The following is a 26397-nucleotide window of genomic DNA, read 5'->3' as shown; positions in this document are numbered from 1 at the left end:
CGTCACATCGGTGTGCAACTGCGATGGGCGCAGGCCGTGTGCGACGGAAGCCTTGACTATCGGACCGCCTTTCTCTTAGGGCGCCCACGAAAAGCCGGGGCGCCATTGCCCCACCACAAATCCATATCGCCGAGTCCTGTCGAAGGGCGTTATTGGATCCACCGTGGCAGGGTGGAGGAGTATATCCATGGCCAACGTAACCGTGATCGGCGCCCAGTGGGGCGATGAGGGCAAGGGCAAGATCGTCGACTGGCTGGCAAGCCGTGCCGACGCCGTCGTCCGTTTCCAGGGCGGCCACAATGCCGGCCATACGCTGGTCGTGGGTGACCAGGTCTACAAGCTTTCGCTGCTGCCCTCGGGCATCGTCACCGGCACGCTGTCGATCATCGGCAATGGCGTGGTGCTCGATCCCTGGCACCTGAAGTCCGAGGTCGAAAAGCTGCGCGGCCAGGGCGTGGAGATCAATCCCGAGAACTTCGCGATCGCGGATAATTGCCCGCTGATCCTGCCGCTCCACCGCGACCTTGACGGTCTGCGCGAGACGGCTGCCGGTTCGGGCAAGATCGGCACCACCGGCCGTGGCATCGGCCCGGCCTACGAAGACAAGGTGGGCCGCCGCGCCATCCGCGTCTGCGATCTGGCCCACCTGGATGCGCTGGATTCGCAACTGGACCGTCTCTGCGCCCACCACGACGCGCTGCGCGCCGGCTTCGGCCAGCCTGCCGTCGATCGCGAGGCGCTGATCAACGAACTGCGCGAGATCGCACCCTTCGTGCTCCAGTTCGCGCAGCCGGTGTGGCGTCGCCTGAACAAGGTGCGCAAGGCCGGTGCGCGCATCCTGTTCGAAGGCGCGCAGGGCGTGCTGCTCGACGTCGATCACGGCACTTATCCCTTCGTCACCAGCTCGAACACGGTTTCGGGCACGGCGGCTTCGGGTTCGGGCCTTGGCCCCTCGGCCACCGGCTTCGTGTTGGGTATCGTCAAGGCCTATACCACCCGCGTCGGCTCGGGCCCGTTCCCGACCGAGCTGGAGGATGAGACCGGCCAGCGCCTGGGCGAGCGTGGCCACGAATTCGGCACCGTCACCGGCCGCAAGCGCCGCTGTGGCTGGTTCGACGCAGTGCTCACCCGCCAGTCCTGCGCGATTTCCGGCGTGACCGGCATCGCTCTGACCAAGCTGGACGTGCTGGACGGGTTCGAGAAGGTGAAGATCTGCACTGGCTATCGCCTCAACGGCAAGGTGCTGGACTACTTCCCCAGCCACGCCGCCGATCAGGCCAATGTCGAGCCGATCTACGAGGAAATGGACGGCTGGCAGGGCACCACCGCCGGCGCCCGTTCCTGGGCCGATCTGCCCGCGCAGGCGATCAAGTACATCCAGCGCGTGCAGGAACTGATCGAAACCCCGGTGGCGCTGGTTTCGACCAGCCCCGAGCGCGAGGATACCATCCTCGTCCGCGATCCCTTCCAGGATTGATCGAATGCGGCGCGGGATCATTCTCGCGCCGCTTTTGCTTTTGTTCGGCATTGGCAGCTTCGGGGGCAGCGCCAGTGCCGAACCGCTCCCGCCTATAGACCTGGTCCGCGTCCACAAGGCCGACCGACGCATGGAGCTTTGGTCCGGCGGGCAACGGGTGCGCGTGATCGAGCATATCCAGCTGGGCGACCAGCCAATCGGCCCCAAGCGCTTCGAAGGAGACGAGCGCACGCCCGAAGGGCTTTACCGGATCGACTGGGGCAATGCGCAGAGCGCCTATCACCTCTCGCTCCACATCTCCTATCCGAACGAATCCGACAGCGCATACGCTGCCCGATATGACCGTTCGCCGGGTGGCATGATCATGATCCACGGCCAGCCCAATGGCCTTGCGGGCCGGGCTAAAGGCGATTGGACCGATGGCTGCATCGCCGTTTCCGACGCCGAAATGGACATGTTGTGGGAATCGGTGGCCGACGGCACCGCCATCGAAATTCTGGCCTGAATATTTCGGAAAATACAGGTGTAGCAAAATCTTATTGCGAGGTGGCGCGCCGGGTGTTTTCAGATTTTTAAGGATGGGGTAGGGGAATTTGCGGGGATGGCAATTTCCCCATGGAGTCGGGTCGAGGAGGCGATCGGGACTGCGATGCTGCAGGATGCGAAACTGAACGATGAGCCCGGAAGGCTGGCGGCGCTGCGGCGTCTTGAGGTACTGGATACCGCGCCCGAAGAGCCGTTCGAGAATGTCGTCTCGCTCGTCCGCACGGTCTTGGGCGTGCCGATGGCGGCGGTGACGCTGATTGATGAAGACCGGCAGTGGTTCAAGGCGCGCAGTGGCCTTGGCGTAAGCGAAACGCCGCGCAACGTGTCGTTCTGCACCCATGCGATCCGCCAGTCGGAACCGTTCCTGATCGACGACGCGCGGCTCGATGCGCGCTTTGCCGAAAATCCTTTCGTTACCGGCGATCCCAATGTCCGCAGCTATGCCGGCATCCCGTTGCTGACGCCTGACGGCTACAACGTCGGCGTGCTCTGCGCGATCGACGACAAGGTACGCACCTTTTCATCGTCCGAAGTGGATATTCTCTCCAACTTCGCACGCATCGTCATGAATGAGCTGCAGTTGCGCCATATTGCCGAGCGTGACCAGTTGACCGGCGCGCTGACCCGGCGGGGCTTCATCGAGAAGGCGGAGCAGGAGATTGCCCGCTTCCGCCGCTATCACCGGCCTTGCTGCCTTGCCCTGGTGGATATCGATCACTTCAAGGCGGTGAACGATACCTATGGCCATCCGGCCGGCGATGCCGTGCTGCGCGAGATGGTGGCGAGCGTGGTCGGGGCTTCGCGGCCGGTCGATCTGCTGGGCCGCCTTGGCGGAGAGGAGTTTGCCGTCCTCCTGCCGGAAACCGAGGCTTCGGAGGCGTTGCTGGCGGTCGAGCGGTTCCGCGAAACGCTGGCAGGCTTGGCGATCACCCTGCCGGACGGGCGGGTGATCCACATCACCGCCAGCTTCGGCATTGCCCCGCTGTCGGACGAGATAGATACGGTGGAGCAGTGGATCGCGGCTGCCGACGGTCCGCTCTATGCCGCCAAGCGCGGCGGGCGGAACCGCTGCGAGATGCTGCACTGAGCAGAAGAGGGCAGGCCGAGGCCCGCCCTCCATGGACATCAATCGAACCGGAACGCGGAAATCGCGGTCTTGAGCACGAGGTCGGACCAGACCTTCTCTCCCGCCGCTTCCGAGGTGCCTGCTGCGACCATCAGGGGCAGCAGATGTTCCTCACGCGGGTGAGAGAAACGTCCGCCCGGAGCTGCGGCCCAGTGGGAGAGGGCTTCGGCGCGGGTGTTGGCATCGGCGGTGGCGGCGGTAGTCAGCCATTCGTCGAAGGCCTGTGACAACGCGGTGGACTGCGGATTGCCGTAGCCGCGCATGTTGTGGAAGCTCATGCCGGAACCGACGATCAGCACGCCTTCGTCGCGCAGCGGCGCCAGCGCCTTGCCGGCGGCGATATGCATGGCCGGATCGAGCGAGCGGTCGAGCGACATTTCCACCACCGGCACGTCCGCCTGCGGCCATGCCACCTTCATCGGAATGAACACGCCGTGGTCAAAGCCGCGCTGTGTGTCGATGGCGGCGGTGAAGCCTGCACCTTGCAGTAACTCGGTGGCGTGGGCGGCCAATCCCGGCGCGCCGGGGGCATCGAAGCGCAGCTCATAGGTGTGCTGCGGGAAGCCGTAGTAGTCGAACAGAAGCGGTGGATTCTGGGCCCCGGTGAAGGCGAAGCCGTCGGTTTCCCAATGGCCGGAGACGACCAGGATCGCCTTGGGCGGCTCAGGCAGGCGGGTTGGCAGCGATTGCAGGAATTCGGCCATCGTCGTCCAGTTGCCCTGCGGATCGGGCATGAAAAAGCAGGGGCCGCCGCCGTGCGGGATGAAAAAGCTGGGTTGGCGGGTCATGGCAAATCCTTTCAGGCAGTCCGGGCCGTGCGAGTGGGGGACAGCGCGAAAGCGCCGTCACCGATCAGGGCCTGGACGAAGAGGGCGATCGACCAGAATGCGGGATATTCCCAGCCGCCACCCTTGGAATCGAAGAAGAAGCCGTTGGCTCCGTGCACGGTGAAGATCGTGCCCAGCAGCAGCGGGATCAAGGCCAGCGCCACGATGCGCGGCTTGAAGCCCACGATCAGCGCAAGGCCGCCGGCGAGTTCCGCCGCCATCGTCACATAGGCCAGCGCCGGCGGCAGGCCGATGCTGCCGAAGAACGCAGCGGTTCCGGCGGGGGTGAATATGAACAGCTTCAGCGCGAAGTGCGCCAGAAATGCCGCGCCGAGGGTGACGCGGAGGACGAGGGCACCGTAAGGGGCGGTGCTGGGGGAGGTGTTGGTCATAAGGGGATGATCCTTTCGACGCTCCATCTAGACCTTCATCCTCATGATGATAATATCGTGATCTATTGAATGACTTTAAACCAAGAGTGTTGAATGGACCGTCTGAAAGGGATCGAGGTTTTCGTGCGCGCCATTCGGCTGGGCGGGCTTTCCGCCGCCGCGCGAGAGCTTTCGATGTCTCCGGCCATGGCGGCAAAGCACCTGAACGCCCTTGAACAGCGCCTTGGCGCGACATTGGTGAACCGTACCACCCGCCGTCTTGCGCTGACGGAGGCGGGCGCCGCCTATCTCGACAAGGCCGAGCGCGTTCTGGCCGAACTGGAGGAAGCCGATGCCGAAGCCATGGCGCAGTCCGCCTCTGTAGAGGGGCTGTTGCGCGTCTCTGGCCCGGCGGCGTTCGGCAATGCCTATCTGGTCGACCTCGTTACCGCGTTCCATGCGCTTCATCCGCAAGTGACGATCGAACTGGGCCTCAACGACCGCGTGGTGGACTTGCTGGAGGAGCGCTGGGATGTTGCCGTGCGCATCGGCAAGTTGGCGGACAGCAACCTTGTCGCGCGCAAGCTGGCGCCGGTGCGCATGTCCATCTGCGCTTCGCCCGACTATCTGGCGCGGCGGGGGACGCCGGTTTCGGTCGACGACCTGGCCGCGCACGATTGCCTTGGCTACACGCTGAGCGGGGAGACCGGCACCACCCGCTGGGGCTTTGGTGCCGATGGTAGCCGGCCGGTGGCGGTGCGTGGGTCGCTCCATGCCAACAACGGGCAAGTGCTGGCGAAGGCGGCGATTGCGGGGATGGGCCTTGTCTATGGCCCGCGCTTTTTCGTCGATTGCGCGATTGCCGACGGGCGGCTGATCGAGTTGGACCTTGGCACGGAACTGATCGATCTGGGCGCGGTTCACGCCGTGACCCATCGCACCCGGCGGCCTGCCGCGAAGACGCGCGCGTGGATCGACTTTCTGGTGGAGCGCCTGCCGCCGATGGCGCGCCAATGGTAATCCGGAAGCTCAGGCTCCGGAATTCAAGCCCACAACTTCAACCAGCCTCAGAAGTCGACGGCGATCCCGTTGCGCACCCAATCGCCATAACGGGTGGGGGAGATCCCGTCGGAATCCTCCTCATCCGCGTTGGCCGCCGCTTGCGGGGAGGGCTGGCCAGAGGGCTGGGGCGCGGGGTCGTTCGTCCAGTGGGCGGGCTTCTTGAAGCCTTCGGGACGTTTTGTGGCGCGTTCGGTCATGCCGCCCATGTGGTGTGGGTGGCGTAAAAACGCAATCCGTTATAGGGGCCGTCGATGGACATTCCCGGCCTTCCCGCGCGCCGTGCCGCGCTGAATCTTATCGATGCCGTGCTGCGGCGGGGCGAAACGCTCGATCAGGCTGCCGGTTCGGCGCTGGCGCGGGTGCGTGGCGATGCCGACCGGGCACTGGCCCGCGCCATTGCCGGCGAAGTGCTGCGCTGGCGGACCGATCTGGACGAACTGATCGATTCCGCCACGCGTCTGCCGCTGGCCGACGATGCCAAGGCGCGCGCGGTGCTGGAAATCATGCTGGTGCAGGTGCTGCGTCTGGAAACGCCCGCCCACGCGGTGATCGCGACGGGCCTGCCGCTGCTGATGGGTGGCCCACGCCGCCTTGCCCACGGGGTATTCTCCACCCTGACCAAGCGCGAGGTGTCGCTGCCCGAGGTGCCGACGCTGCCCGAGGCGGTGATGGAGCGCTGGGGCGAGCATGGCATCGCCGTGGCCGCCGGCCTGGCCGAACCGCCGCCGCTGGACCTTGCCCTGCGCGATCCGGCGGAGACGCAGGAATGGGCCGAAAGGCTGGGCGGCAAGTCGCTGATGCCGGGCCACGTCCGCCTCTCGCGCGGCACCGCGATCGAGCATCTGGAAGGGTTCAAGGACGGCGCCTGGTGGGTGCAGGACCTTGCGGCCAGTCTGCCTGCGCGCCTGTTGGGTGCGGGAGAGGGTCGTAAAGCGCTGGACCTTTGCGCCGCGCCCGGCGGCAAGACGCTGCAATTGGCCGCGGCCGGTTGGGACGTGACGGCGCTGGACCTTTCCAAGCGCCGGCTGGAACGCCTGCGCGACAATCTGGACCGTACCGGCCTCTCGGCCGAGGTGGTGCAGGGCGATGCGCTGAAGTGGGAGCCGGAGGAAAAGTTCGACGCGATCCTGCTGGACGCGCCGTGCACCGCCACCGGCACCGCGCGCCGCCATCCGGACGTGCTGCACCGCATCGGCGAGCGGCAGATCGCGGAGATGACCGAAATCCAGACCGCCATGCTGGAACGCGCGGCCGAATGGTTGAAGCCGGGCGGCCGGCTGGTCTACGCCGTCTGTTCGATGGAGCCGGAGGAGGGCGAGGTGCAGGCAGCCAAGGTGGCGTTGACGCCGGTGCCGATCGGCGCCGACGAAATGCCCGCCGGTCTGGTCCCCACGGGCGACGGCTGGCTGCGCACCGATCCGGCCATGCTGGCGGACGATGGCGGGCTGGACGGCTTCTTCGTGGCCCGTTGGCGGCGGGACTGAACCACTGGATCGGGGCGGCGGACAGGCGCGTCGCCCCTACTCAGTACGCTTCCCTAGAAACAGCATTGCGGCGACTCGCCTTGTTCTGTCATGTAGTGCGCGGTTGTGGGCTTAAGGGGTGGCTCGCGCCGCGCTGCATTTTGCCACGCGGTAGTACGTGATTTCCCTTGGGGAGTAGTCGCGATGGTGCAGTGGTTGTCTGCAAGTTTCCGTTGCCTGTTCAACCGCCATGAGCCCGTGCACGATCATGTGACGTGGGATGGCGCCCATTACATCGGCAGTTGCCACCGCTGCGGCAGTGGCGTGCGCCGCGAAGGCCAGGGCGTCTGGCGGCGGGACTGGTTGCAGCTGTAAGCCCCGCTCAGCCCACCTTGCGGCGGCGGCCGAACAGGCCGCCCAGGTTACGCCCCAGCTGGCGGCGGAACAGCAGCGCGCCCAGACCCAGCGCGAAGATCGAAAGCTCGCCCGGCTCCGGCACGGCAGTACTGCCACCCGAAGTCGAAGGCGGGTTCGGATCGCTGGGCGGGGTATAGCTGCCGGTGTAGGTGCCCACGTGCATCTCGCCGTTCTGCACAAGGCTGCCGAACACCGCCGAGCCCTGGATGTAGTTCGACGTGGTGGCCGCCGCGCTCGGTGCCAGTACCGATCCGCCCCAGGCGGTGGTCAGCGACAGGTCGTCCGCTTCGTAGAAGTTCCAGATGACATGTTCGCCAAGGTTATTGGTGCCGCCCAGGAAATTGTCGTTCAGCTTGATCGAGCTGCCCGAAACATTGACGATCGCGGTGTCCGCGCCGTTCAGGTTGAACTTGATCTCGCCGATCTTGTCGAGGTCGGCGGCGGAGATGTTGAACACGGCCACGCCGGTGGAATCGGGCTGGGCGCTGAAAGTGCCGGTATTGCCGTTAATCGAAAGCTGGCTGTTGGCCGCCTGCGTGCTCATCGAATGGCTCAGGCTCTCCATGGAGGTGGAGATCAGGCTCTTCTGCTGCGCCAGGTCCTGCGTGAACTGCGGGTTGCTGGCGGCAAGGCCGGAGGTGACGGTGTTGTTGTTGACGTTGGTGTTGCTGATCGTGCCGCCCACCTGCACCGTCTGCGCCGCGCCGTTGAGGTTCAGCCCGCTGTTGACGTTGCCGCCCACCACCGCGCCCGAACCGTTGTTCAGGTTCTTGTAGCCGCCGTTGACATCGCCCACCACGGTCAGTCCCGGCGTGCCGGTGCTGGAGGCGGGCAGGGCAGTGATCTGGTAGTTCGAGGCATTGCCGTCGAGATTGCCGCCAACGAACGTGCGGCCCTCAACCTCCGAAGAGGAAGTGAGGTCGCCCAGCACCACCAGGTTCCAGGTCTTCAGCACGTCCATCCCGGCGATGTCGGACGATGCCAGCACGGGGCTGGCTGCAAACACGACGGCCACGGCGGCGACGGACAGGGAGAGCTTGCTGAAACGGGGCATCGATGGGGTTCGCCAAGATAGAAGGAATCAGGAGAGACTAAGTACTTGCGCCGGAGGGTTTGGAAACCTTCCGTTTTGCCATGTCTCGCGGTGGGACAGGGATGGAGGCTGAGGGTAAAGGCGGGGTTAACCGTGGTCGAGGGCGTCAAGAAGCTGCGCTGGGGATCATCCGGTAGTCCTGCCCCTCAAATTCCCGTCATCCCCGCGAACGCGGGGATCCCGCTTGTTCTTCCGGTGTCGTGCATGGCGCAAGGAAAGCGGGGCCCCCGCCTTCACGGGGGCGACGGGGTGAGTGATTGAGAATTTCGGACGGGATTCGGGAACTCGGTTCCATCCCGTCCCACAAAAATCGGCGCCGATCCCGTGGACCGGCGCCGATACTGTCTCAGCCCTTGACCTTGTTCTGGAAGCTCTTGCGCAGCTTCATCAGCTTGGGCGGGATCACCGCCAGGCAGTAGGGGTTACGCTGGCCTTCACCGTCCCAGTATTCCTGGTGATAGTCCTCGGCCGGATACCATGCGTCGTTCTGCTTGCCCTCGGCAAAGCCCTCGATCGTGGTGACGACCTTGCCGCCGTTGTCCTCGTTCGAACGGGCGAGGGCGGCTTCGGCCTCGGCGGCCTGCGCATCGTCCAGCGGGAAAATGGCGGAGCGGTACTGCGTGCCCACGTCGTTGCCCTGGCGGTTCAGCTGTGTCGGATCATGCGTGCCCATGAAGACGTCCAGCAGATCGCCGTAAGACAGGACGGAGGGATCGTAGTTGACCTTGATCGCCTCTGCATGGCCGGTGGTGCCTTCGCACACCTGCTTGTAGGTGGGGTTGGCGACGGTGCCGCCGATATAGCCGCTTTCGACCGAGTCCACGCCGATGACATCGCGGAACACCGCTTCGGTGCACCAGAAGCATCCGCCTGCAACGATTGCCGTTTCCATTGGTACCTTGATCCTCATGAGGGGGAATTTGGTCGCTAGATAGGTACACTTTGGCGGCTTGTCATTGGGCGAGAGGCAACTACCTTCACCGCAACGATACGCCTGACATTCGTCCCTCACATTCGGAGACTCGCCATGCGCCGCGCCCTGATCGCCCTTTCGACGTTCCTCGGCGTGCTCGCCGCGCCGATTTCCGCCACTGCGGCGGATGAAAAGACGGAGGCGCAGGCCTGCAAGGGGTGCGAGGCGCTGCTGGAACTCGCTGCCGCCAACCCGTTGCGTGAAGCGGATCGGGCGCGCGACAAGTATCGCCATCCGGTGGAAACGCTCAGCTTCTTCCGCGTGGGGCCGACCATGAAGGTGGGCGAATATGCACCGGGCGGTGAGTGGTATTCGCGCCTGCTGGGGCTCTACCTGGGCAAGCAGGGCCATCTGGTGGGGCTCTACTACAATCCCGACAGTCCGGCCTTCAAGCCGGAGACGCAGGCCAATATCCGCAAGGATGCGGGCGAATACCCGGCGGATGTGGCGAAGTTCACCGGCCTGCCGGCGGATCGTTTTGCTGCCTATACCACCGGATCGATCCCGGCGGGTGAGAAGGGCACGTTCGACGTCATCATCGTGCCGCGCATGCTGCATAACCTGCTGCGCTGGAACATCGCCACCAGCGAATTCGCCGCGATGCGCGATCTGCTGAAGCCCGGTGGGCTGATCGGCATCGAACAGCACCGCGCCAAGGCCGACGCGCCGGACGCCTATGCCGATGGCTCCAAGGGCTATCTGAAGCAGGCGGACGTCATCAAGTTCATGCAGGCGCAGGGCTTCGATCTGGTCGGCCAGTCGGAAATCAGCGCCAATCCCAAGGACAGTGCCGATTGGCCCGATGGCGTCTGGACCCTGCCGCCCACGCTGGCGCTGAAGGATCAGGACCGTGCCAAGTACCTTGCCATCGGCGAGAGCGACCGGATGACGCTTCTGTTCCGCAAGCGAGGCTGATAGGGGCCGCCTCATGACCGAAATTACCGTTGCCGCGCTCCAGCTCGCGCTCAATTCCGCCGACGAGGGCGAGAACATCGCCGCCGTCTCCACGCTGGTGGAGGAAGCCGCCGCCAAGGGCGCGCAGATCGTGCTGCCGCCCGAATTGTTCTCCGGCCCCTACTTCTGCAAGACCGAGGAAGAAGAACTCTTCGCGATCGCCCGCCCGACGAACGAGCATCCCTCGGTCATCGCGATGAAGGCGCTGGCGGCGAAGCTGAAGGTGGTAATCCCCACCAGCTTCTTCGAACGCGACGGCCATCACTACTACAACACGCTGGCGATGATCGGCACCGATGGAGAGATCATCGGCACCTATCGCAAGAGCCACATCCCCGATGGCCCCGGCTACGAAGAAAAGTACTACTTCCGCCCCGGCAACGACGGGTTCAAGGTGTGGGACGTTCTCGGCACCAAGGTTGGCATTGGCGTGTGCTGGGATCAGTGGTACCCCGAATGCGCGCGCGTGATGGCGCTGATGGGCGCGGAACTGCTGTTCTACCCCACCGCGATCGGTTCCGAACCCTACGACGCCACGCTGGACACCAGCCGCATGTGGCGCCGGGCGATGGTGGGCCACTCGGTATCGAACTGCATGCCGGTGATCGCCGCCAACCGCATCGGCATCGAATCGGAATGCGGGACGGAGCAGACCTTCTACGGCCACTCGTTCATCACCGACGAATGGGGCGATTACGTCGCGGAGTTCGGCAAGGAGGAGACCGGCGTGCTGGTCTCCACGCTGGACCTTGCGCGCGCTGCCAAGCACCGCGCCGGCATGGGCTTCTTCCGCGATCGCCGGCCGCAGCTCTACACGCGCATCGCGCAGGACATCTGAACAAACGCATTTGGGGGAGCCGGGCATCTTGGCAAAGCACAGGTATCTTGTCGCGCTTGGCTCCAACATGCGCCATCCGCGCCACGGGGGCCCGCGCAAGGTGCTAGCCGCGGCGCTGGATGCTCTGGACAAGGGCAAGTACGAGGTTCTGGCCGCCTCTCCAGTGATCGAAAGCGCCCCGATCGGCCCTTCGCGCCGGCGCTATGCCAATGCCGTGGCGCTGGTGCGCAGCAAGCGCGAGCCGGACGAATTGCTGCGCAAGCTGCACAAGATCGAACGCAAGTTCGGCCGCCGCCGCATGGGCGCGGCCTGGGGCTCGCGCGTGCTGGATCTTGACATCGTGCTGTGGAATGGCGGCCCGTGGGCGGCGGGAGAGGGCATGGAAAGCCTGGTTATCCCCCATCCTGCATTCCGCGCGCGCGACTTCGTACTCGGCCCCGCGCGCCGGATTGCGGGCACCTGGCGTGATCCATTGACAGGTCTGACGATAAACCACCTTCATGCCCGCTTGACCAAGGCCCGGCCTGCCCCTAGGTGACCCCTTCCGCTGCCGTTCACGACAGCGCCCGGCAACGGGGGCCCTTAGCTCAGTCGGTAGAGCAACTGACTTTTAATCAGTAGGTCGCTGGTTCGAACCCAGCAGGGCTCACCATCCACGTAAATCGATGTTCCGGATGGTTTTTTGCAGGACGACGTCTGGCGATTTGCCCTGACGCGGCGGCGGCCTTTTCGGGAAGGCGTTGGCGAGGAAAACGGATCGGCCTTCCCCGCCGTTTTGCACCTGATCTAGCCGAAGGTTTCCTCTACATTGGTCATGCGGTCGCGAAGCCGCAGGCCCCGTCTGTATTCGTACAGGCCAACCAGAATTCCGGGCAAAAGGTAGATGAGGAAGCCGCTCGCCGCGAACGAGCTGCCGTCGGGATCGGTGAAGCCGTAGGAAATGCAGGTCGACAGATAGCCCGCGATCGACGATCCGATCTTGCCTTTGACGGGGTCGTCAAGGACGCGCTTGAACAGCACGAACTCCCAAATCCCCTGCATCAGATATATTCCGAGTAAACCGCCGGCCATCGAAGCGAGTAGCCACACCACTATCATTCTCCTTATTCGACGAGAGGGCGGTTGAGGATGTCGTTACCGTCAGATTAGCCGCGCGCGATTGCGGCCTCTATTCGGATCAAGGACCCATCCAGACCAAATGCCTTCTGCGTTTCGATATTGTAGATAGTTGTCGGAGGGTGGCGGGTCGGATGCAGAGTCAAAATTGACGACACGCGAAAGCCCATGGGGCCAGCGCTAAACGCACAACAGGCGTCGAGATTTGTCCCGAAAGGGCCGGGCGTGTTCTTGGTTGGCGTGGAATGGAGGGGCAGGCGGGCCGCAAACACCCGCTCTTGCGGGGAGTATGCGCAAGCCCGCCTGCAGCCAGCTACCGGGGGGGCGGCAGTCTTTAGCGGAAAAAGGTAATCGGGATGCGCAGGCTGGTCAGCATGTCGGTCGCATCGTCCGTCACGCCCATTTCCACCGACCAGTTGATCGTCGTGCGCTGGTTGACGCGATAGCTGATGCCGAACAGGAAGCGCCCGATCTGCAGATCGCGGGTGGAGGTGACGAGCGGGTCGCCGTAAGTCTCGATCCCGTTCTGGGTCTCGATCGGGCGGATCCTGCTCTTGGTACCGAACAGCCAGTTATGTGCATAGGCGAAGCTGATCGAGGCCCGTTCGTTGAGCGCCAGCCCCACGCCCACGGTCATGTTGGGGCCGGATCCCGGCTTCACATGATCGATCTGCGCGTCGCTGATCCGGGTGTTCACGTCCTTACCGAAGTTCTGGGTGTATCCCAGCACGCCGAAGATCGTGGCCGGGTCGGAAGGCATGATGACCGTGACGCTGGGCTGCACGCCCCAGAAGCCGAAGCCGGTGGCTGCCTTGGTGGCATTGCCCAGCACATCGCGGGGAACCCCGTAAGGGTCGGTGCCGGTGGGGACGACGACCTGGACATTGGCCGTCAGGAACGGCCAGCCGCCGGTGCCGTTGTTGATCTGGTAGCGGCCCAGCAACTGGATATCGCCAAGCCCCGTCGCATGGGCGGAGGTGTTCACGGTGCCGGTGCCCGATTGCGGCGGGTTCTGCACCAGCGGGACGAGGACGGCGGTGTCGTCCCGATAGATCCAGGGCACCTGAACGCCCAGCTCGATCCGGTTGGTCAGGCCATAACGCACCGTGGCGGCGGCGGTGAGCACGTCCTGCCGGCTCTCGTTGATGTCGAACACGCCCACGAGCACGGATTGCGGAACCTCGATGCCGCGGAATACGAAGCGGTTGCGGTCATCGCGGGCGTACTGGAATGTCGGCTCCAGCGTCAGGCGGCCTGCTCTGGTCAGGACGCTGCCCTGCGCGGCCAGCACGGCGACTTCCTGCGGGCGCGGGCGTTCGGCCGGCTTTTCGCCCACGCTGGTCAGGCCATCGGCTGGCTGCGTGCCGGGCTGAGTTGGAGTCGCGCCTGATTGCGGAGTGCCGGCCAGCGATGCAACCGCAGCGCCGGGCGCAGTGCCCGGCGCGGAAGCCGGGGAGGAAAGCGGGAATTGGCCGTACTGCGGGCCGGGAATGCCGGTTCCGCGCATGGCCTCCAGCAGCGAGTCCTGAAGCTGGCGAAGCTGCAGTTCCTGTGCGTCCAGAACATGGCGCTGTTCCTCTATGGCGCGGCGCTGGGCGTCTATCTGGGCCTGTAGCTTTGCGAGATCGGGCGCGGTGCGTTTGGCTGCATCGGCCGTGGCGCCTTCCGGATCAGCCTGAGCCCAGGCCGGCCGAGGTACTATTGCAAACAGCACTACTGTGCTTGCCAGGAAGCCTCTCATCCATCCTCCCCACAATCGCATGTCTCTAACGGATGCCGCGACCCGCTGTATCAAGAGCAATCGAATTTGCGCGAAGTACCGCGTTGCCGGCGAGCAGTCCCGAATTCTGCACGTCGACATTGACGGTTACTACGGTGTCAATGGTTCTGTCGTTGGCTGTATTTGCTACAATACTTCCGGTGAGGCTACCTATCATTTGATGCAATTCAAGTGAATTCCCGTTCAGGATCACTTGCGATCCGCTGCTGTCCTTGACCAGTTGCACCGTTCCCGATGGCGTCGACACCGCCGGGCCGTTCGGGGTCAGCGCGACCTGCTGCTGCCCGGCACCCGCCTGGATCGTCGTCGTCGCGTCTCCGACGTGGACGACCACGCCGCCGGGGGTGGCGGTGCCCGTGCCTGCCGAACCGGCAGTTCCGCTGCCATCGCCGACGAACACGACCGGCGTGCCGGTTTCGGTATTGAGCACGCTGCGCAGGGCCAGCGTGCCGTTGACCAGCGTCTGAATGTCCACGCCCACCACCACGTCCATGCCGTTCGGCAGTTCGAAGCCGCCGCGCATCGCGTCCAACTGCTGGTCGTCGAGCGTCGTCGCCGTGCCGAACAGGGGGCTTACTTCATTGGTGGCGGGTGTTAGGCCTCCGCCATCGCGGGTGGGGGCCGGGGTGGCCAGGGGCGAAGCGCCGCTCTCGGTCGCCGCCAGGCTGGGGCTGGCGGTGACCGCCATCAGCAGCCCCCCTGCAATCCACCAACCGTCAACGCGCCATGATGCCATCGCCCCCTCCTACATCACGAACGGATAGGGCTGGGCGCGGGTGAGTTCGAGGGCCTGGAGGCTTGCGGGCTCCATCATCAGCGTCGCCCGGCTTCGCGGGGCCAGCGCCCATTCCTCCCTGCGGCCAAAGCTGCTCTTGCCGCGATCCAGCCCATCCGCCAGCGCGAAAAGGATGCCGTTCCACATCGCGGTGAACTGCTTGGTATCGATCAGGCGAATGCCCAAAGAGGGGTCGCCGACCAGCACTTTGCCGTCCTCAACGCCTTTGACCACGACGAAATGCTTGTACCCCTTCAGGTTGATCAGGGCGATGCCGGGGACACCGGTGCGCTGTATGTCGTCCAGCGTCACGATATAGCCGTTCGCCTTGATCCCGCGCGCGCTAAGGTAGCGCTTCATGTCCAGCAGGGAAAAGCCCAGCCGCTTGATCTGTTCGCGGTCTCCTTCGTCCCACATGCCGACGAAGATGCTCTGTTCGCTCTGAAGATCGCCGTAGTGGTAGCGCAGCAGGGTTGCCAGCGCGGCCGAGCCGCAGCTGAAATCGTACCGCTGGCGGACCACGGTGAGAAAGCGCCGTTCGGCCATGCTCTTGACCGGCAGGGCATAGTCCCCGGCGGAAAGGCTGAGCATGGATCCGGTTGGCGGCACCGGGCTGGCGCAGCCCGTCAGAAGCGCAGAAACGGCCAGAAGGAGGCCGGCTGCGCGTTTGCCGGCCCCCTTGCTGGTCCCGTTACTGGATCGCGACATTAACGTTCATCGCGGAATTGATGGATACGTTATTGCCTGTGTTCGTGTTGATCAGCGCCAGGCCGTTGAAGGCGCCGAACGCGCCACCATCGAACGATATCGTCCCGGTCGTCGGGTCGCCGTTGATGATGTTGCCCGAAATGGTGCTGGTATTGGCGACGTTGGCAGCCTGTTCGATGACTTTCACGTCGGCCATGCCGGTAATGCCTGCAAGCCCGCTATCGTCGACGACCGTTCGTTGGGTGAACGGCGCGTCGTTTCCGAACTGCGGTTGCGGCAGCGGTGTGTTGGGAGAGACCGCGTCTGGCTGGGTGGCAGGCGACTGGGCCAAGGATTGGGCTGCCAACGGCGCGTCGGGCGGCATCGGAGCGGCTTCGTCGGCGGCGAATGCAGGTGCAGCATGAAGAAGGCCGGCTACGGCGATGCCGACGAGGGCGATCCCGGCAAGGGCCCCATGATGGACAATGTGATCGCGGACCAAGGGAAAGCCTCCTTTGCATGGAACTGCGCCGAAGAAGAATGGTGCACCGGGGAAATGCGCACCGGAGAAAGGCCGGCCGCCGCAAGGGCGGCCGGTCGTTCATGCATTGCCTATTGACCCAGGCTGAGGGTGCCGATGGTCGCGCCGACATTGATGCTGGCGTTCTGCGATGCGAACACGCCGGTGTTCACGTTCATCGCATTCAGGCCGGCAAAGTTCGAGAACGAGCCGTTGTCGAATGTGGCGTTCCAGGTCATGACCGGGGATCCGCCATTGCCGCTGGTGCCGCCACCACCGCCGCTGCCGCCGGTGCCGCCGTCACCGTTGCGACCGGCGTTGGCGTTGCCGCCGTTGCCGCCCGTGCCGCCGGAGCCGCCTTCGGAAGGCTGCCAGAAGGTGACTTCGCCGCCCGTCACCGTGCCGGCCAGTGCCGAATAGGTGGTCTGGGTGGTGTAGGTGCTGGTCGAAGTGCCGCCATTGTTGGCAGAGCCGACGCCGCTGGAGTCGCTGCCCGCGCCGGAGGCATTCACTGCCAGATTGGCAGTGCCACCATTGTTGGCGGAACCAAGGCCACTGGAGTCGCTGTTGTTGCTCGCATCATGGGCATCGACCGCCAGGTTGGACGTGCCGCCGTTGTTGGCGGAGTTCGCACCGCTGGAGTCGCTGTTGTTGCTTGCGTCATGGGCGTCGACCGCCAGGTTGGACGTGCCGCCATTGTTGGCCGAATTCGCGCCACTGGAGTCGCTGCCGGCGCCCGCCGCGGCGACCGCCAGGCTGGACGAACTGCCGTTGTTGGCGGAGTTCGCGCCGCTGGAATCGCTCCTGTTGCTGGCGTCGTGCGCGTCGATGGCCGAAGTGCCGCCGTTATTGGCAGAGCCCAATCCGGACGAATCGCTGGAATTCGAATTGTCCGTGGGGGTGGAGGTGTTGGTGGTCGTCGTTGTAGTGGTGGGGGTGCTCGTCGTCGTCGTCGTGTTGGTGTTCGTGTTCGTCGAACTGTCGGAAGACGTTGCCGTAGAACCGCGGGTAGCATCCGCATAGTTGCCGCCGCTACCGGCTGTTTGGGCAAATGTCGGGCTTGCGGCCAAGGCGAATACACCGGCCGATGCCGTCAATAACAGGGCATATCTCATGGCTATTCCTTTCGCGTTGAACGGCTGCTCCCAGCCATCGAGACGACACCTTTTCCGCAAGACGCCGTGGATCGGCGATATAACCCGAAGCGTTTGGGCGGCTTAGCCCCAGACAGGTGCTTGCCCCGCCCTCAAATGAGTAGAATCCGTACCCCCGTTTGAGGGGGGCGCGGCAAACGGCCGGATGTGCACCACCCCGCGCAGGATCATCCGCACCAGGTCGGTCTGCCGGTGGGTGTCGGTCTTGGCGAAGATCTGTTTCAGATAGGCGCGCGCCGTCTGCGGCTGGATATGCATGTCGCGCGCGGCGGCATCGATGGTCAGGCCTTTGACAAGGCGCATGACCAGTTCGGTTTCCGATACCGTCAGGCCATGGGCGCGGCACAGTGCCGTGGCCAGCGGGCGGGCGTCGATATCGGGATCCAGGACGTAGAGCGCCATGGCCGCGCCGCCGTGGCCGGGGGGCGCCTCTGGCAGCCGGGCGACCACGGCGACAAGCGGCCGGGCGTTCACCCGCTTTATCAGGATCAGCGAAGTCTCGTCGATCTCCGCCGGGCGGCTGTGCCGGTCATGGGCAAGGTGGTGGATGGCGGTCTGCAATCGTACCGCATTGTCGAAATCGGTGGCGGTGACCGATTGACCCGCCCGGCGCAGGCCGTTGCCCAGTTCCAGCAGTTGCAGCGCGCGGACATTGGCGAAGATGATGTTGCCGGCCACATCCAGCAGGAAAGTTCCGAAATCGAACAGGTCCAGCCCCTCCGCCAGGGCGCCGGCGCGGCCTCGGTGCAGCTTCGCCTCCCAGAACAGCCGGAGATAGGCCTCAACCCAGCCGTGGATCCCTTGCGCGGCGAGTGCGCGCATCGCCCATTCGTCGGTATCGAAGCGGCAGACCGACAGGGCCAGGAAGGAAGCCGGGTCCACCGGGCAGGAGAACGTGATCCGCCGCGCGCTGCGGACGCGGTCGGGCAGGAGCACATTCTCGATATCGAAATGCCCGCAGCGCAGCGTGGTGGTTTCGGATCGCCACTCGTCATAGGCGGCCGCCTGCTGGATCGAATGGGCGATGCCGTGGGCCAGACTGTCCGCCATTTGCGAAATGGCCATGATTTCGGGATGTTCGCTTTCGGCCCTGTGCTGCGTCAACACCGCCATGGGGCAATCCAGATGCCGGGTTACCAGGTCGAACAGGCTGTCGATCGCCAACTGGTCCCACTGCGCCGCCGAGGATCGCACCACGGTGTGTTTCCTTTCGACTCTTTCGGGGGAGGGGCGCAGGCGATGGCCTTCATCGACTGTCGGTGGCGACAATCGAAATCACGCGATCAGCCATCCCATCTCCACCCAGATCATCCCAAAATTCTGTCGAATTTCGGTGCATTCACCATGAGGTTTCTATCGGTATTTCTCAGAAAAATACAATAGAGGTTTCGATGAGTTGAAGTAATTGTTGAATTTTTATCCTTTCGGACTTTGGGTGGCTCAAATTGGTTATGGTGGAAAATAAGAGGCGAAAAAGAACCATTCTTGTATTCTGGTGAGCGGTAGGGTGCTCAACTTGTGATTTTTAATATATTCAATGGTTTGCGTGATTTCATTTTGAGGGGGTTATCCTTTCGATTTACTCCCAAGAGTTCATTGGGAAATTAGCCGAAAACCGTACGCGGCGGCATCGGCTCCGATCATCGGCGGCGCAGTCCGTCGCGAGGGGCGTGGCGCTATCCGCGGCCGGCTGCCAGACTGCGGGAACGGCCCGTTCGACTCGACGGGAGTCGCTGGCGCGGCAAACTTTCATCAGGGCTGTAGCAAACCGGCGGGGCAGTGGCCGGAGCCGCGAAATTCGTCTTCAGCGAATTTCAAACGGCCTCTCACATGGCGTTCCTATATTTCTGTAAACATGGGAGCTTTCGGCTGACCCTCGGGATTCCAGAGCCAAGCGTCCCGATGACCCACGATGTCATCCTATAATGGCGAAGTCTGCCAACGTCCCGAGAAGAGGACTTCATGCGTTTTGCCATTCTTTCGGGGCTCGCCCCGATCGTATTTCTGATTTCGCCCCCCGTTCATGCACAGGAAGAAACACCCGCCATCACCGTCTCCGGCGGCGTCACGCTGATCAGTGATTACCGTTTTCGCGGCATCTCGCTGACGGGCAAGGACCCGGCCATCCAGGGCACCATCAATTTCGCGCACAAGAGCGGCCTCTATGTCGGCACCTGGGGATCGTCGCTGGGGCTGGGCGATCGCTATGGCCCGACCGAGGTCGACCTCTATGGCGGCTGGGCGGGTACCATCGCCAAGCGCACCAGCCTTGACGTGACCATGGCCTATTACAGCTATCCCGGCGGCAAGCGCGGCGGGCAGGGCGCCGCGAAGATCGAGTATTTCGAAACCACGGCCCGCCTGTCCTACGACTTCGGTCCGGTCCGCACGACCGTGGGCAGCGGGTACAGCTGGGATCAGGCGGCGCTGGGCGGCGATCACCTTTATCTGTTCGGTGAAGCGGCGGCGCCCGTTCCCGGCACCCCGATCACGCTGAAGGCCCACGGCGGCCGCAGCAAGGGGGCGATCAGCCCCAAGCCCGGCGGCTACTACGACTGGTCGCTGGGGGCGGACGTCACGTTCGACAAGCTCACTCTGGGCCTTTCCTACATCGATACCAACCTCAGCCACGGCAACCAGGCCGACGGCGCCGCGCTGGTTTCCCTCAGTGCCGGTTTCTGATTCTCCCGCTGGAGCAAGACAATGACAGACCTGTTTCGCCGCATGCACATAGCGGGCAAGCTGATGACGGTCGCCGGATTGGCGATCGCGCTGCTGCTGCTGCTGGGTTTCTCCGCCGTCGTCTTCGAGACCGGCAACGCCGTCGGCAAGCTGTCCGACGATGCCGCCGTGGCCCAGGCCACGGCCGAGGGCAATCAGGTGAAGGCTGATTTCGCCACCTTCGAAGCCACCGCCCGCGCCATGAGTTCGGCCCTGGGCAAGATGCACGCCACCGGCATGCGCGATCGCGGCGTGGCGGTAACGGTGCTGAAGACCGATCTGCTGGAATCGAAGGCCGCGCTGGGCAGCTGGGTGATGATCACCCCGGGCCAGTGGGACGGTGCCGAGGCGGGCAAGGGCAACCTGCCGGGCTCTGCGTCGAACGGCAACTTTTCCCCTTATTGGGTGAAGAGCAACGGCGCGCTGACCATGCAGCCGAACAACGAGGCGGGCGCTTTCGACAAGCCGTACTTCCGCCAGGCGTTCGACAGCGGTAAGGGCGCTCTGGTCGATCCCTATGCCTATGACCTTGATGGCAAGCAGGTGCTGATGACCTCCATCACCCAGCCCGTCCGCTCGGGCGACAAGGTGATCGGCGTGGTCGGCGTGGACATGGAACTGGGCACGATTTCCCAGCGTCTGGGTGCGCTGAAGCCATTCGGCACCGGGCATGTCATGCTGCTGTCCTCGGCGGCGACCTGGGTGGCGAACCCCGATGCCGCGGTACTGGGCAAGGCATATGCCGAACCCGGCCTTGACGATGTGAAGGCGGCGCTTTCCACGGGTGAGACGAAGGTTCTGCCCAATCTGGAAATCGGCGGCGTGGCGACGCGCCGCGTGATCCTGCCCATCGCGCTCGACAACCTCAACGCCACCTGGGCGCTGGTGCTCGACGTTCCGGAAGCCGCCGTTTCCGCGCCTGCGCGCTCGATCGGCTGGCAGCTGGTGGTGGGCGGTCTGGTGATCGTCGGCGCCGTGCTGGCCAGCCTGTTCTTCGCCGCCGGCGGCATCATCGGCCGTCCGATGGCCAAGCTGAGCGACGCCGTGGACCGTCTGGCCAAGGGCGAGAACTGCGCGATCCCCGAACTCGACCGTGAGGATGAGATCGGCACCATGGCCCGCGCCGCCGACGTGTTCCGTCAGGCTGCGGCCGATCGTGCCGAGGCCGACCATCGTGCCGCCGAAGAGCAGAAGACCGTCACCAGCGCCATCGGTGCCGGGCTCGACGCGCTGACGCGCGGCGACCTGACGGCCGAGATCAGGGTGCCGTTCCCGGCCGGCTATGCTGCGCTGAAGGACAACTTCAACGCCGCCCTTGGCGAACTGCGCCGCATGATCGGTGCCGTGGCGCTCAGCGCCGGGGGCATCCGCTCCGGCTCGATGGAAATCGCGCAGGCATCGGAAGACCTTGCCCGCCGTACCGAAGCCAATGCCGCCAGCCTGGAAGAAACCTCGGCCGCGCTGGTGCAGATCGACCAGCGCCTGAAGGCATCGGCCACGGCGTCGGCACAGACCGTCACCCGCGCCGATGAAGCGCTCACCACCGTTTCGGGTGGCCGCGCGGTTGCAGGGGAAGCCGTCGCCGCGATGGACCGCGTCAGCCAGAGCGCCAAGGGCATCGACCAGGTGATCGAAGGCGTCGACAAGATCGCCTTCCAGACCCGCGTGCTTGCCATGAACGCGGCGGTAGAGGCCGGGCGTGCGGGCGATGCCGGTCGCGGCTTCGCGGTGGTGGCCGATCTCGTCTCGGCACTCGCCATGCGGGCCGAAGAAGAAGCCAAGCGCGCGCGTGATCAGCTGACCGTCACGCAGACGGACATCGTCACCGCCGTGGACGCGGTGCAGCGCGTGGATGGCGCATTCGAGCATATCTCGGGCGGCGTCGGCGAAGTGCACAAGCTGCTGGGCCAGATGGCGGAGGACAACCAGGCGCAGTCCACCGCGATCAGCCAGATCAGCGTGGCGGTTTCGACCATGGACCACTCCACCCAGCAGAACGCCGCGATGGTGGAGGAAACCTCCGCTGCCGCACGCAACCTGACGACCGAGGCGACCTCGCTGAACGATCAGGCGGCGCGGTTCGATACGGGCGAGTATCGCGGTTCGACGCGATTGGCTTCGGTGGCCTGACCGGCGCTGGCATAGCCTTCGGGTAAAGCAAAGGCCCGCGGATCGGTGTGATCCGCGGGCCTTTTCGTGTTGGTCGGGTCGGCGTTCCGTCCAGACAGTTCATTGCCACCCCAACTTCGTCATCCCCGCGAAGGCGGGGATCCCGCTTGTTCTTCGGGCGTCGTGCGTGACGCAAGAAAAGCGGGGCCCCGCCTTCGCGGGGGCGACGGAGTGTTTTGTGAAAGGGGTGGGTGCGTGCGGCTGGTCAAAGGGCCGGATGCATCACTCCCCCGGATTGTACGTCCGCGTCGTATGCCCGGCGAGATCTTCGGGATAGAAGTAGACCGGCCGCAAAGCGCCATCGGCATAGCGCTGCGCCTGATCGCGGAAGTGGGGAGAGGCCGGATCTCCGCTCTGCCCGCCGGCGCTCACCGCCCAGGCGCGCACTTTGGGGCCGAATTCGACCACGGCGACGAAACTGTTGCCGCTGGTGCCGTAGTACTTGGTCGTATTCGGATAAGGCTTGGCCCCGAACGAGGCAAGCGAGCCCCAGATGGCTGACGTGAACGGCACCGGCAGAGAGGCTTGCGCATCGTCGAAATGCGGTGTGATCGCAGCATCCAGACGCTGGAAGCGGTTGACCTCTCCCCAGGCGACCTGCCAGCCGCCGAAGTCGTGCGTCAGCCGGTCCACTGCTTCGGACAGCGCGGCAAGGCGCTGCGGGGCGGTGGTGCGCTGGGCGATGAAGTCCGGCAGGTTCAGCCGCGCCTTCTTGGCATCGGCGTTGAACTTGCCGCCCAGCGTATCCCCCCAGAACACCGCCAGCGTGGTCTCCTTCGACTGATAGCCCCAACGGCAATCCCAGCCGCGCAGCATGGCGATCGGCGCAGAGAGCTTGGCCTTCAGCGGATCGGCGGCGGGCAGGGCGTCGTAATCGGCGGCAAGCTGCGGCAGTAGCACCGCGAAGGCGGGAAGGTGGCTGTCATAGGCAGCGGCGATCAGGCGCTCCGGCGTGAAATCGTGCTTTCCGGTCAGCACTTCGTCGGCATGGACGCCGCGATAGTTGGGTCCGACCTGATCCATGTAGCGCGGGAAATCCGCCGCCTTGGGGCTGTCCGGTCCGGCGGCGTCCCACGGCCAATCGTTGGTGTTGTGCACCCAGCCGACCTTGGGGTTGAGCACGTTGGGCAGGGTATCGACGGCGTGCAAGCCCTTCCAGTCGGTGGCGGGATCGGCACCGTCCACCGGATCGCGATAGTCGAAGCGGTTGTCGCGCAGCGGCACGAACTGCGGGTGGAGATAGGCGATCTCGCCGTTGGCATCGGCCAGCAGTGTATCGTTGGACGAATTGGCCTGCGCTTCGGCGACTTTCATGTACGAGGCAAGGTCGCTGGTCTTGGTCCGCAGCCAGCTTTGCTGCAGCGCCGGGATCGGCTTCCACATCAGCGCCTCGGCAATCCACTTGCCGCCATCCTCGGCGACGATCGGGCCGTGGTGGCTGCGATAGGTGGTGAAGCTGCGCGATCCCATCGTGCCGTCCGGCTGACGGAAAGAGAGGGCGATCTCACGCGATTCCACGGGGCGCAATTCGTTGCCGTAGCGATAGAGGGTGCGGCCCTGCTTGCTCTCGATGCTCTCCGCGAACTGGTCGATGTTGTCGACGGTGGAGGAGGTGTGCATCCAGCCGATCTTCGGGTTGAAGCCCTGATAGATGAAGAACTGGCCCCAGGTGGACGCACCATAGGCATTGAGCCCGGCGTCGCTGGTCATCTGCAGCTCGGCGCGGAAGTAGAAGCTGGTGTGCGGGTTGATCAGCAGCAGCGCATGGCCGTTCGCGGTGTTGGCGGGCGCGATGGCGATGCCGTTCGAGCCGCTGGGTTCCCGCATCAGCGCGCCGGTTTCCAGCGCGGTGGGCGGAATTTTGCGGTGCTCGTAAAAGCCCTGAAGCTTGGTCAGCGAAATCTGCTCGATATCGCCGCCGATGCTGCCTTCGGTGAAGGAAAGCGCCATCCAAGGCTCGAACCGGGTGAGCACCTTGGGCTTCGTGGTGGGGTGGGTGGCCAGATAGAAGTTCAGCCCGTCCGCCCAGCTGTCCATCAGCGCGCGCAGCCATGGCGGGCTCTGCCTGTATTGCGCCTTCAGTTGCTCCGGATCGACGAAGAGGCGTTGGCGAAGGTCCTGCCAGATCGCGCTTTCGCCTTCGGCTTCGGCCGTGCGGCCAAGCGCGGTGAGGTAGTTCGCCTCCACGCGCGGAAAATCGTCTTCCGCCTGCGTATAGATTGCGCCGAACACGGCATCGGCGTCGGTCTTGCCGTGGACGTGGGCAATGCCCCAGTCGTCGCGCGTGACGGTGACGCGCGCGGCCTCGGCCTTCCAGCGGGCCATGTCGTCGGAGGCGGCATGGGCGGCGGCGGGCGCCGCGATGGCGGTTAGGAGAAGGGCGGCGCGGAAGGTGAACTGCATGGCTTTCAGCTATCGCCCGAAAGCCGGCCGGGCAAGGCCATTGGTCCCGCCCGGCGTCTGTCCGTTTCCGGCGCTTATTCCGCCGCTTCTACCTCACGTTCCCAATCGTGCTGAGTGGGGTAGGTTGGGATGCGATCGTCCGGCATTTCCGGGCTGCGGATCGAGCCGAGGAAGCGTTCCACCTGGTTCTTGAGGATTGCGGCCTGAAGCTGCAATTCGGTGGAGGACGACAGCACTTGCGATGCCGCTGCGCCGGTCGCCAATGAGGTTTCGCGCACGTCTTCCACGCGCCCGGTCACATCGTCGGTGCTGCGCGCGGCAAGGTCGATGCTGCGGGCCAGATCCTGCCCGGCCACTGACTGCTGATCGACAGCGGCGGCGATCGACACCGAGGTGGCCTCCAGCTGTGCCACGTCCTCGGCAATCGCGCGCAGGGCGGCGACGCTGCCGGTTGTCGATGCCTGAATCTCGCCGATCTGCGCGGCCACTTCGTCGGTGGCCTTGCTGGTCTGCGCGGCCAGTTCCTTCACCTCTGCGGCGACGACCGCGAAGCCGCGCCCGGCCTCACCCCCGCGCGCTGCCTCGATCGAGGCGTTGAGCGCCAGCAGATTGGTGCGCTGCGCGATCGAGTGGATCAGCTTGACGATCTGGCCCACCTGTTCGGCCGAGACGGCCAGCTTGGCGATCGTGGCATCGGCATTGGCGGTGGTTTCGCTGGCCTGGCGCGCCAGTTCGGCCGAGGTCGCGGCCTGACGGCTGATTTCGTGGATCGACATCGCGAATTCGTCGCTGGCTGCGGCTGCGGCGGTGACGCCGGCCGAAGCCTCCCCCATCGCCGTCGACACTTCGCTGGTGGTCGATGCGGCATGTTCGGCCGACTTCGCCATCGAGGTTGCGGTGGACTGCAACTGGCTGGACGCGGAGGCGACGCCGCTGACGATCTCCCCCACGCTCTGTTCGAACTTCTCGGCCAGATCGAGCACGATCTTCTTGCGCTGGTCGCGCGCCATCTCCCGCTCAAGCCGCAGGTCTTCCTGGCGGGCAATCTCGGCTTCGGCGGCGGCGGCGGCTTCCTTGCGCATCTTGTCGAGGCGCAGGTAGCCACGGCGGAAGGTTTCCAGCGAACGGGCCATGTCGCCGATCTCGTTCACCTGATCGGTGCCGGGCACGTCGATCTCGCGGTCGCCCTCTGCCAGTTTCACCATGGCGTCGGCCATGTCGGCCAGCGGGCCGGTGATGTTGCGGCGGGTGATGATCAGCGCGAAAATGCCATTCAGCGCGGCGATGACCGCGAAGAGGAACATCGTCAGCTCGGTCCAGCCGATGAAGCTGTCCCGGCTGCCTTCGATCGCGGTCGTGCGCTGCGCCAGCACGTCCTTGATCTGCGCGACCTGACCGGAAATGTCGGTCATCGCCATGGACGGATCGCCGGCGGCCCCGTTCTGCTGGGCTGCAAGCTGCCCGTCGAAGGCGGTAAGGGTGGGGCTCAGGCGATCGAACAGCAGATCGATGCCGGGGTCGGCATTGTCCAGCGCGATGCGCGCATGGCCCAGCTTTTCGGAGGCGGACTTGACCAGTGCGCGGGTGGCGGTGACTTGTGCGGCATCGATGCCGGTGTCCTTGGCGCGGGCTGCATCCAGTTGCTGCATGGCCTGCGCGATGTCGCCCCAGGCGTCGGCGGCGCTCAGCGCGGAGCCGTGCAGTTTGGCGGTCAGCGCGGCATCGTCCTTCACCTTGGTCAACGCGATCGACGCGACCCCGGCGATCGTCACCGACATGACGAGGAAAATGCCGATGATGATGCGAATCTTGGTGACGATGGACCGGCGCCAGAACCAGTCGCGCTTTTGCGCGGCAGCCATTTCGGTCATTGCACTCTTCCCCCTAGAAGACAGCGGCAAACTATGGAGCAAGTGCCTAGGGAA

General features: G+C 64.7%; 25 protein-coding genes and 1 tRNA gene. 12 read left to right on the top strand and 14 right to left on the bottom strand.

All coding sequences use genetic code 11. From position 1 onward, the window contains the following. Positions 1–187 precede the first annotated feature (187 nt). The 3 genes from WBP06_RS11030 (at position 188) to WBP06_RS11020 (ending at position 3110) form a co-directional block, all read left to right on the top strand. A complete protein-coding gene (locus WBP06_RS11030) occupies positions 188–1477 on the top strand; it encodes an adenylosuccinate synthase (protein ID WP_395327417.1) in 1290 nt (429 codons plus the stop codon). A gap of 4 nt (positions 1478–1481) precedes the next feature. After that, positions 1482–1982: a murein L,D-transpeptidase family protein gene (locus WBP06_RS11025; protein WP_395327415.1), complete on the top strand. Its 501-nt coding sequence runs from the start codon at positions 1482–1484 to the stop codon at positions 1980–1982. Positions 1983–2129: 147 nt separating this feature from the next. Beyond that, entirely contained in the window at positions 2130–3110 is a 981-nt protein-coding gene (locus tag WBP06_RS11020) for a GGDEF domain-containing protein (RefSeq protein WP_395334128.1), read from the top strand. A 38-nt stretch (positions 3111–3148) separates the two neighbouring features. Here the strand turns inward: WBP06_RS11020 and WBP06_RS11015 are convergent, their stop codons facing one another. After that, complete coding sequence (locus tag WBP06_RS11015; protein WP_395327413.1) at positions 3149–3937, bottom strand: DODA-type extradiol aromatic ring-opening family dioxygenase; 789 nt, start codon at positions 3935–3937, stop codon at positions 3149–3151. An 11-nt stretch (positions 3938–3948) separates the two neighbouring features. Further along, a complete protein-coding gene (locus WBP06_RS11010) occupies positions 3949–4368 on the bottom strand; it encodes a DoxX family protein (RefSeq protein ID WP_395327411.1) in 420 nt (139 codons plus the stop codon). Positions 4369–4461: 93 nt separating this feature from the next. Here WBP06_RS11010 and WBP06_RS11005 point away from each other — a divergent pair, with 93 nt between their 5' ends. After that, on the top strand, positions 4462–5367 hold the full coding sequence (locus tag WBP06_RS11005) for a LysR family transcriptional regulator (protein ID WP_395327410.1): 906 nt from the start codon (positions 4462–4464) through the stop codon (positions 5365–5367). A 47-nt stretch (positions 5368–5414) separates the two neighbouring features. Here the strand turns inward: WBP06_RS11005 and WBP06_RS11000 are convergent, their stop codons facing one another. Beyond that, positions 5415–5606, bottom strand: a complete 192-nt coding sequence (locus WBP06_RS11000; RefSeq protein ID WP_395327408.1) for a DUF1674 domain-containing protein — start codon at positions 5604–5606, stop codon at positions 5415–5417. A gap of 54 nt (positions 5607–5660) precedes the next feature. On the opposite strand from WBP06_RS11000, the gene WBP06_RS10995 reads away from it, so the two are divergent. Further along, entirely contained in the window at positions 5661–6893 is a 1233-nt protein-coding gene (locus WBP06_RS10995) for an RsmB/NOP family class I SAM-dependent RNA methyltransferase (RefSeq protein ID WP_395327406.1), read from the top strand. A 183-nt stretch (positions 6894–7076) separates the two neighbouring features. Continuing rightward, positions 7077–7247 carry a hypothetical protein gene (locus tag WBP06_RS10990; protein ID WP_395327404.1) on the top strand — a complete coding sequence of 57 codons (171 nt, stop codon included), beginning with the start codon at positions 7077–7079 and terminating at the stop codon, positions 7245–7247. 7 nt (positions 7248–7254) lie between these two features. Here the strand turns inward: WBP06_RS10990 and WBP06_RS10985 are convergent, their stop codons facing one another. Next, complete coding sequence (locus WBP06_RS10985) at positions 7255–8343, bottom strand: choice-of-anchor A family protein (protein WP_395327403.1); 1089 nt, start codon at positions 8341–8343, stop codon at positions 7255–7257. A gap of 385 nt (positions 8344–8728) precedes the next feature. Beyond that, positions 8729–9274 carry a peptide-methionine (S)-S-oxide reductase MsrA gene (gene msrA, locus WBP06_RS10980; RefSeq protein WP_395327401.1) on the bottom strand — a complete coding sequence of 182 codons (546 nt, stop codon included), beginning with the start codon at positions 9272–9274 and terminating at the stop codon, positions 8729–8731. Positions 9275–9409: 135 nt separating this feature from the next. Here msrA and WBP06_RS10975 point away from each other — a divergent pair, with 135 nt between their 5' ends. From WBP06_RS10975 to WBP06_RS10960, 4 genes are all read left to right on the top strand, one after another. Further along, complete coding sequence (locus tag WBP06_RS10975) at positions 9410–10270, top strand: class I SAM-dependent methyltransferase (protein WP_395327400.1); 861 nt, start codon at positions 9410–9412, stop codon at positions 10268–10270. 13 nt (positions 10271–10283) lie between these two features. Continuing rightward, complete coding sequence (gene aguB / locus WBP06_RS10970; protein WP_395327398.1) at positions 10284–11147, top strand: N-carbamoylputrescine amidase; 864 nt, start codon at positions 10284–10286, stop codon at positions 11145–11147. Between the two features lie 28 nt (positions 11148–11175). Next, a complete protein-coding gene (gene folK, locus WBP06_RS10965; RefSeq protein WP_395327396.1) occupies positions 11176–11685 on the top strand; it encodes a 2-amino-4-hydroxy-6-hydroxymethyldihydropteridine diphosphokinase in 510 nt (169 codons plus the stop codon). A 38-nt stretch (positions 11686–11723) separates the two neighbouring features. Further along, a tRNA-Lys gene (locus tag WBP06_RS10960) sits at positions 11724–11799 on the top strand. A gap of 134 nt (positions 11800–11933) precedes the next feature. Here WBP06_RS10960 and WBP06_RS10955 read toward each other — a convergent pair. From WBP06_RS10955 to WBP06_RS10925, 7 genes are all read right to left on the bottom strand, one after another. Beyond that, the gene (locus tag WBP06_RS10955) at positions 11934–12239 is read right to left on the bottom strand and encodes a hypothetical protein (protein ID WP_395327394.1); all 306 of its coding nucleotides are present in this window, start codon (positions 12237–12239) and stop codon (positions 11934–11936) included. A gap of 358 nt (positions 12240–12597) precedes the next feature. Beyond that, a complete protein-coding gene (locus WBP06_RS10950; protein ID WP_395327393.1) occupies positions 12598–14004 on the bottom strand; it encodes a transporter in 1407 nt (468 codons plus the stop codon). Positions 14005–14029: 25 nt separating this feature from the next. Further along, positions 14030–14779, bottom strand: coding sequence for a hypothetical protein (locus WBP06_RS10945; protein WP_395327391.1), 750 nt, complete (start codon positions 14777–14779; stop codon positions 14030–14032). Positions 14780–14788: 9 nt separating this feature from the next. After that, entirely contained in the window at positions 14789–15409 is a 621-nt protein-coding gene (locus WBP06_RS10940) for a C39 family peptidase (protein WP_395327390.1), read from the bottom strand. A gap of 100 nt (positions 15410–15509) precedes the next feature. Continuing rightward, a complete protein-coding gene (locus WBP06_RS10935; RefSeq protein WP_395327388.1) occupies positions 15510–16007 on the bottom strand; it encodes a hypothetical protein in 498 nt (165 codons plus the stop codon). Positions 16008–16117: 110 nt separating this feature from the next. Continuing rightward, positions 16118–17140, bottom strand: a complete 1023-nt coding sequence (locus tag WBP06_RS10930; RefSeq protein WP_395327387.1) for a hypothetical protein — start codon at positions 17138–17140, stop codon at positions 16118–16120. Between the two features lie 102 nt (positions 17141–17242). After that, on the bottom strand, positions 17243–18376 hold the full coding sequence (locus tag WBP06_RS10925; protein ID WP_395327385.1) for a helix-turn-helix transcriptional regulator: 1134 nt from the start codon (positions 18374–18376) through the stop codon (positions 17243–17245). Between the two features lie 765 nt (positions 18377–19141). Here WBP06_RS10925 and WBP06_RS10920 point away from each other — a divergent pair. Together WBP06_RS10920 and WBP06_RS10915 are read left to right on the top strand one after the other, a co-directional pair. Beyond that, positions 19142–19861: a TorF family putative porin gene (locus WBP06_RS10920; RefSeq protein WP_395327383.1), complete on the top strand. Its 720-nt coding sequence runs from the start codon at positions 19142–19144 to the stop codon at positions 19859–19861. 21 nt (positions 19862–19882) lie between these two features. After that, positions 19883–22030, top strand: a complete 2148-nt coding sequence (locus tag WBP06_RS10915; protein WP_395327381.1) for a methyl-accepting chemotaxis protein — start codon at positions 19883–19885, stop codon at positions 22028–22030. Between the two features lie 261 nt (positions 22031–22291). On the opposite strand, the gene WBP06_RS10910 is transcribed toward WBP06_RS10915, so the two are convergent. Together WBP06_RS10910 and WBP06_RS10905 are read right to left on the bottom strand one after the other, a co-directional pair. Next, the gene (locus WBP06_RS10910) at positions 22292–24472 is read right to left on the bottom strand and encodes a penicillin acylase family protein (protein ID WP_395327379.1); all 2181 of its coding nucleotides are present in this window, start codon (positions 24470–24472) and stop codon (positions 22292–22294) included. Positions 24473–24546: 74 nt separating this feature from the next. Then, positions 24547–26343, bottom strand: a complete 1797-nt coding sequence (locus tag WBP06_RS10905; RefSeq protein ID WP_395327377.1) for a methyl-accepting chemotaxis protein — start codon at positions 26341–26343, stop codon at positions 24547–24549. Positions 26344–26397: the final 54 nt, after the last annotated feature.

It is taken from the genome of Novosphingobium mississippiense, assembly GCF_044029535.1.
Classification (GTDB): Bacteria; Pseudomonadota; Alphaproteobacteria; order Sphingomonadales; family Sphingomonadaceae; genus Novosphingobium.
This window is presented reverse-complemented; position numbering and strand designations above follow the sequence as displayed.

Coding starts and splice junctions, on each gene's coding strand:
- WBP06_RS11030 (WP_395327417.1), top strand. CDS start 188: ATGGCCAACGTAACCGTGATCGGCGCCCAGTGGGGCGATGAGGGCAAG.
- WBP06_RS11025 (WP_395327415.1), top strand. CDS start 1,482: ATGCGGCGCGGGATCATTCTCGCGCCGCTTTTGCTTTTGTTCGGCATT.
- WBP06_RS11015 (WP_395327413.1), bottom strand. CDS start 3,937: ATGACCCGCCAACCCAGCTTTTTCATCCCGCACGGCGGCGGCCCCTGC.
- WBP06_RS11010 (WP_395327411.1), bottom strand. CDS start 4,368: ATGACCAACACCTCCCCCAGCACCGCCCCTTACGGTGCCCTCGTCCTC.
- WBP06_RS11005 (WP_395327410.1), top strand. CDS start 4,462: ATGGACCGTCTGAAAGGGATCGAGGTTTTCGTGCGCGCCATTCGGCTG.
- WBP06_RS11000 (WP_395327408.1), bottom strand. CDS start 5,606: ATGACCGAACGCGCCACAAAACGTCCCGAAGGCTTCAAGAAGCCCGCC.
- WBP06_RS10995 (WP_395327406.1), top strand. CDS start 5,661: ATGGACATTCCCGGCCTTCCCGCGCGCCGTGCCGCGCTGAATCTTATC.
- WBP06_RS10990 (WP_395327404.1), top strand. CDS start 7,077: ATGGTGCAGTGGTTGTCTGCAAGTTTCCGTTGCCTGTTCAACCGCCAT.
- WBP06_RS10985 (WP_395327403.1), bottom strand. CDS start 8,343: ATGCCCCGTTTCAGCAAGCTCTCCCTGTCCGTCGCCGCCGTGGCCGTC.
- msrA (WP_395327401.1), bottom strand. CDS start 9,274: ATGGAAACGGCAATCGTTGCAGGCGGATGCTTCTGGTGCACCGAAGCG.
- WBP06_RS10975 (WP_395327400.1), top strand. CDS start 9,410: ATGCGCCGCGCCCTGATCGCCCTTTCGACGTTCCTCGGCGTGCTCGCC.
- aguB (WP_395327398.1), top strand. CDS start 10,284: ATGACCGAAATTACCGTTGCCGCGCTCCAGCTCGCGCTCAATTCCGCC.
- WBP06_RS10950 (WP_395327393.1), bottom strand. CDS start 14,004: ATGAGAGGCTTCCTGGCAAGCACAGTAGTGCTGTTTGCAATAGTACCT.
- WBP06_RS10945 (WP_395327391.1), bottom strand. CDS start 14,779: ATGGCATCATGGCGCGTTGACGGTTGGTGGATTGCAGGGGGGCTGCTG.
- WBP06_RS10940 (WP_395327390.1), bottom strand. CDS start 15,409: ATGCTCAGCCTTTCCGCCGGGGACTATGCCCTGCCGGTCAAGAGCATG.
- WBP06_RS10930 (WP_395327387.1), bottom strand. CDS start 17,140: ATGAGATATGCCCTGTTATTGACGGCATCGGCCGGTGTATTCGCCTTG.
- WBP06_RS10920 (WP_395327383.1), top strand. CDS start 19,142: ATGCGTTTTGCCATTCTTTCGGGGCTCGCCCCGATCGTATTTCTGATT.
- WBP06_RS10915 (WP_395327381.1), top strand. CDS start 19,883: ATGACAGACCTGTTTCGCCGCATGCACATAGCGGGCAAGCTGATGACG.
- WBP06_RS10910 (WP_395327379.1), bottom strand. CDS start 24,472: ATGCAGTTCACCTTCCGCGCCGCCCTTCTCCTAACCGCCATCGCGGCG.
- WBP06_RS10905 (WP_395327377.1), bottom strand. CDS start 26,343: ATGACCGAAATGGCTGCCGCGCAAAAGCGCGACTGGTTCTGGCGCCGG.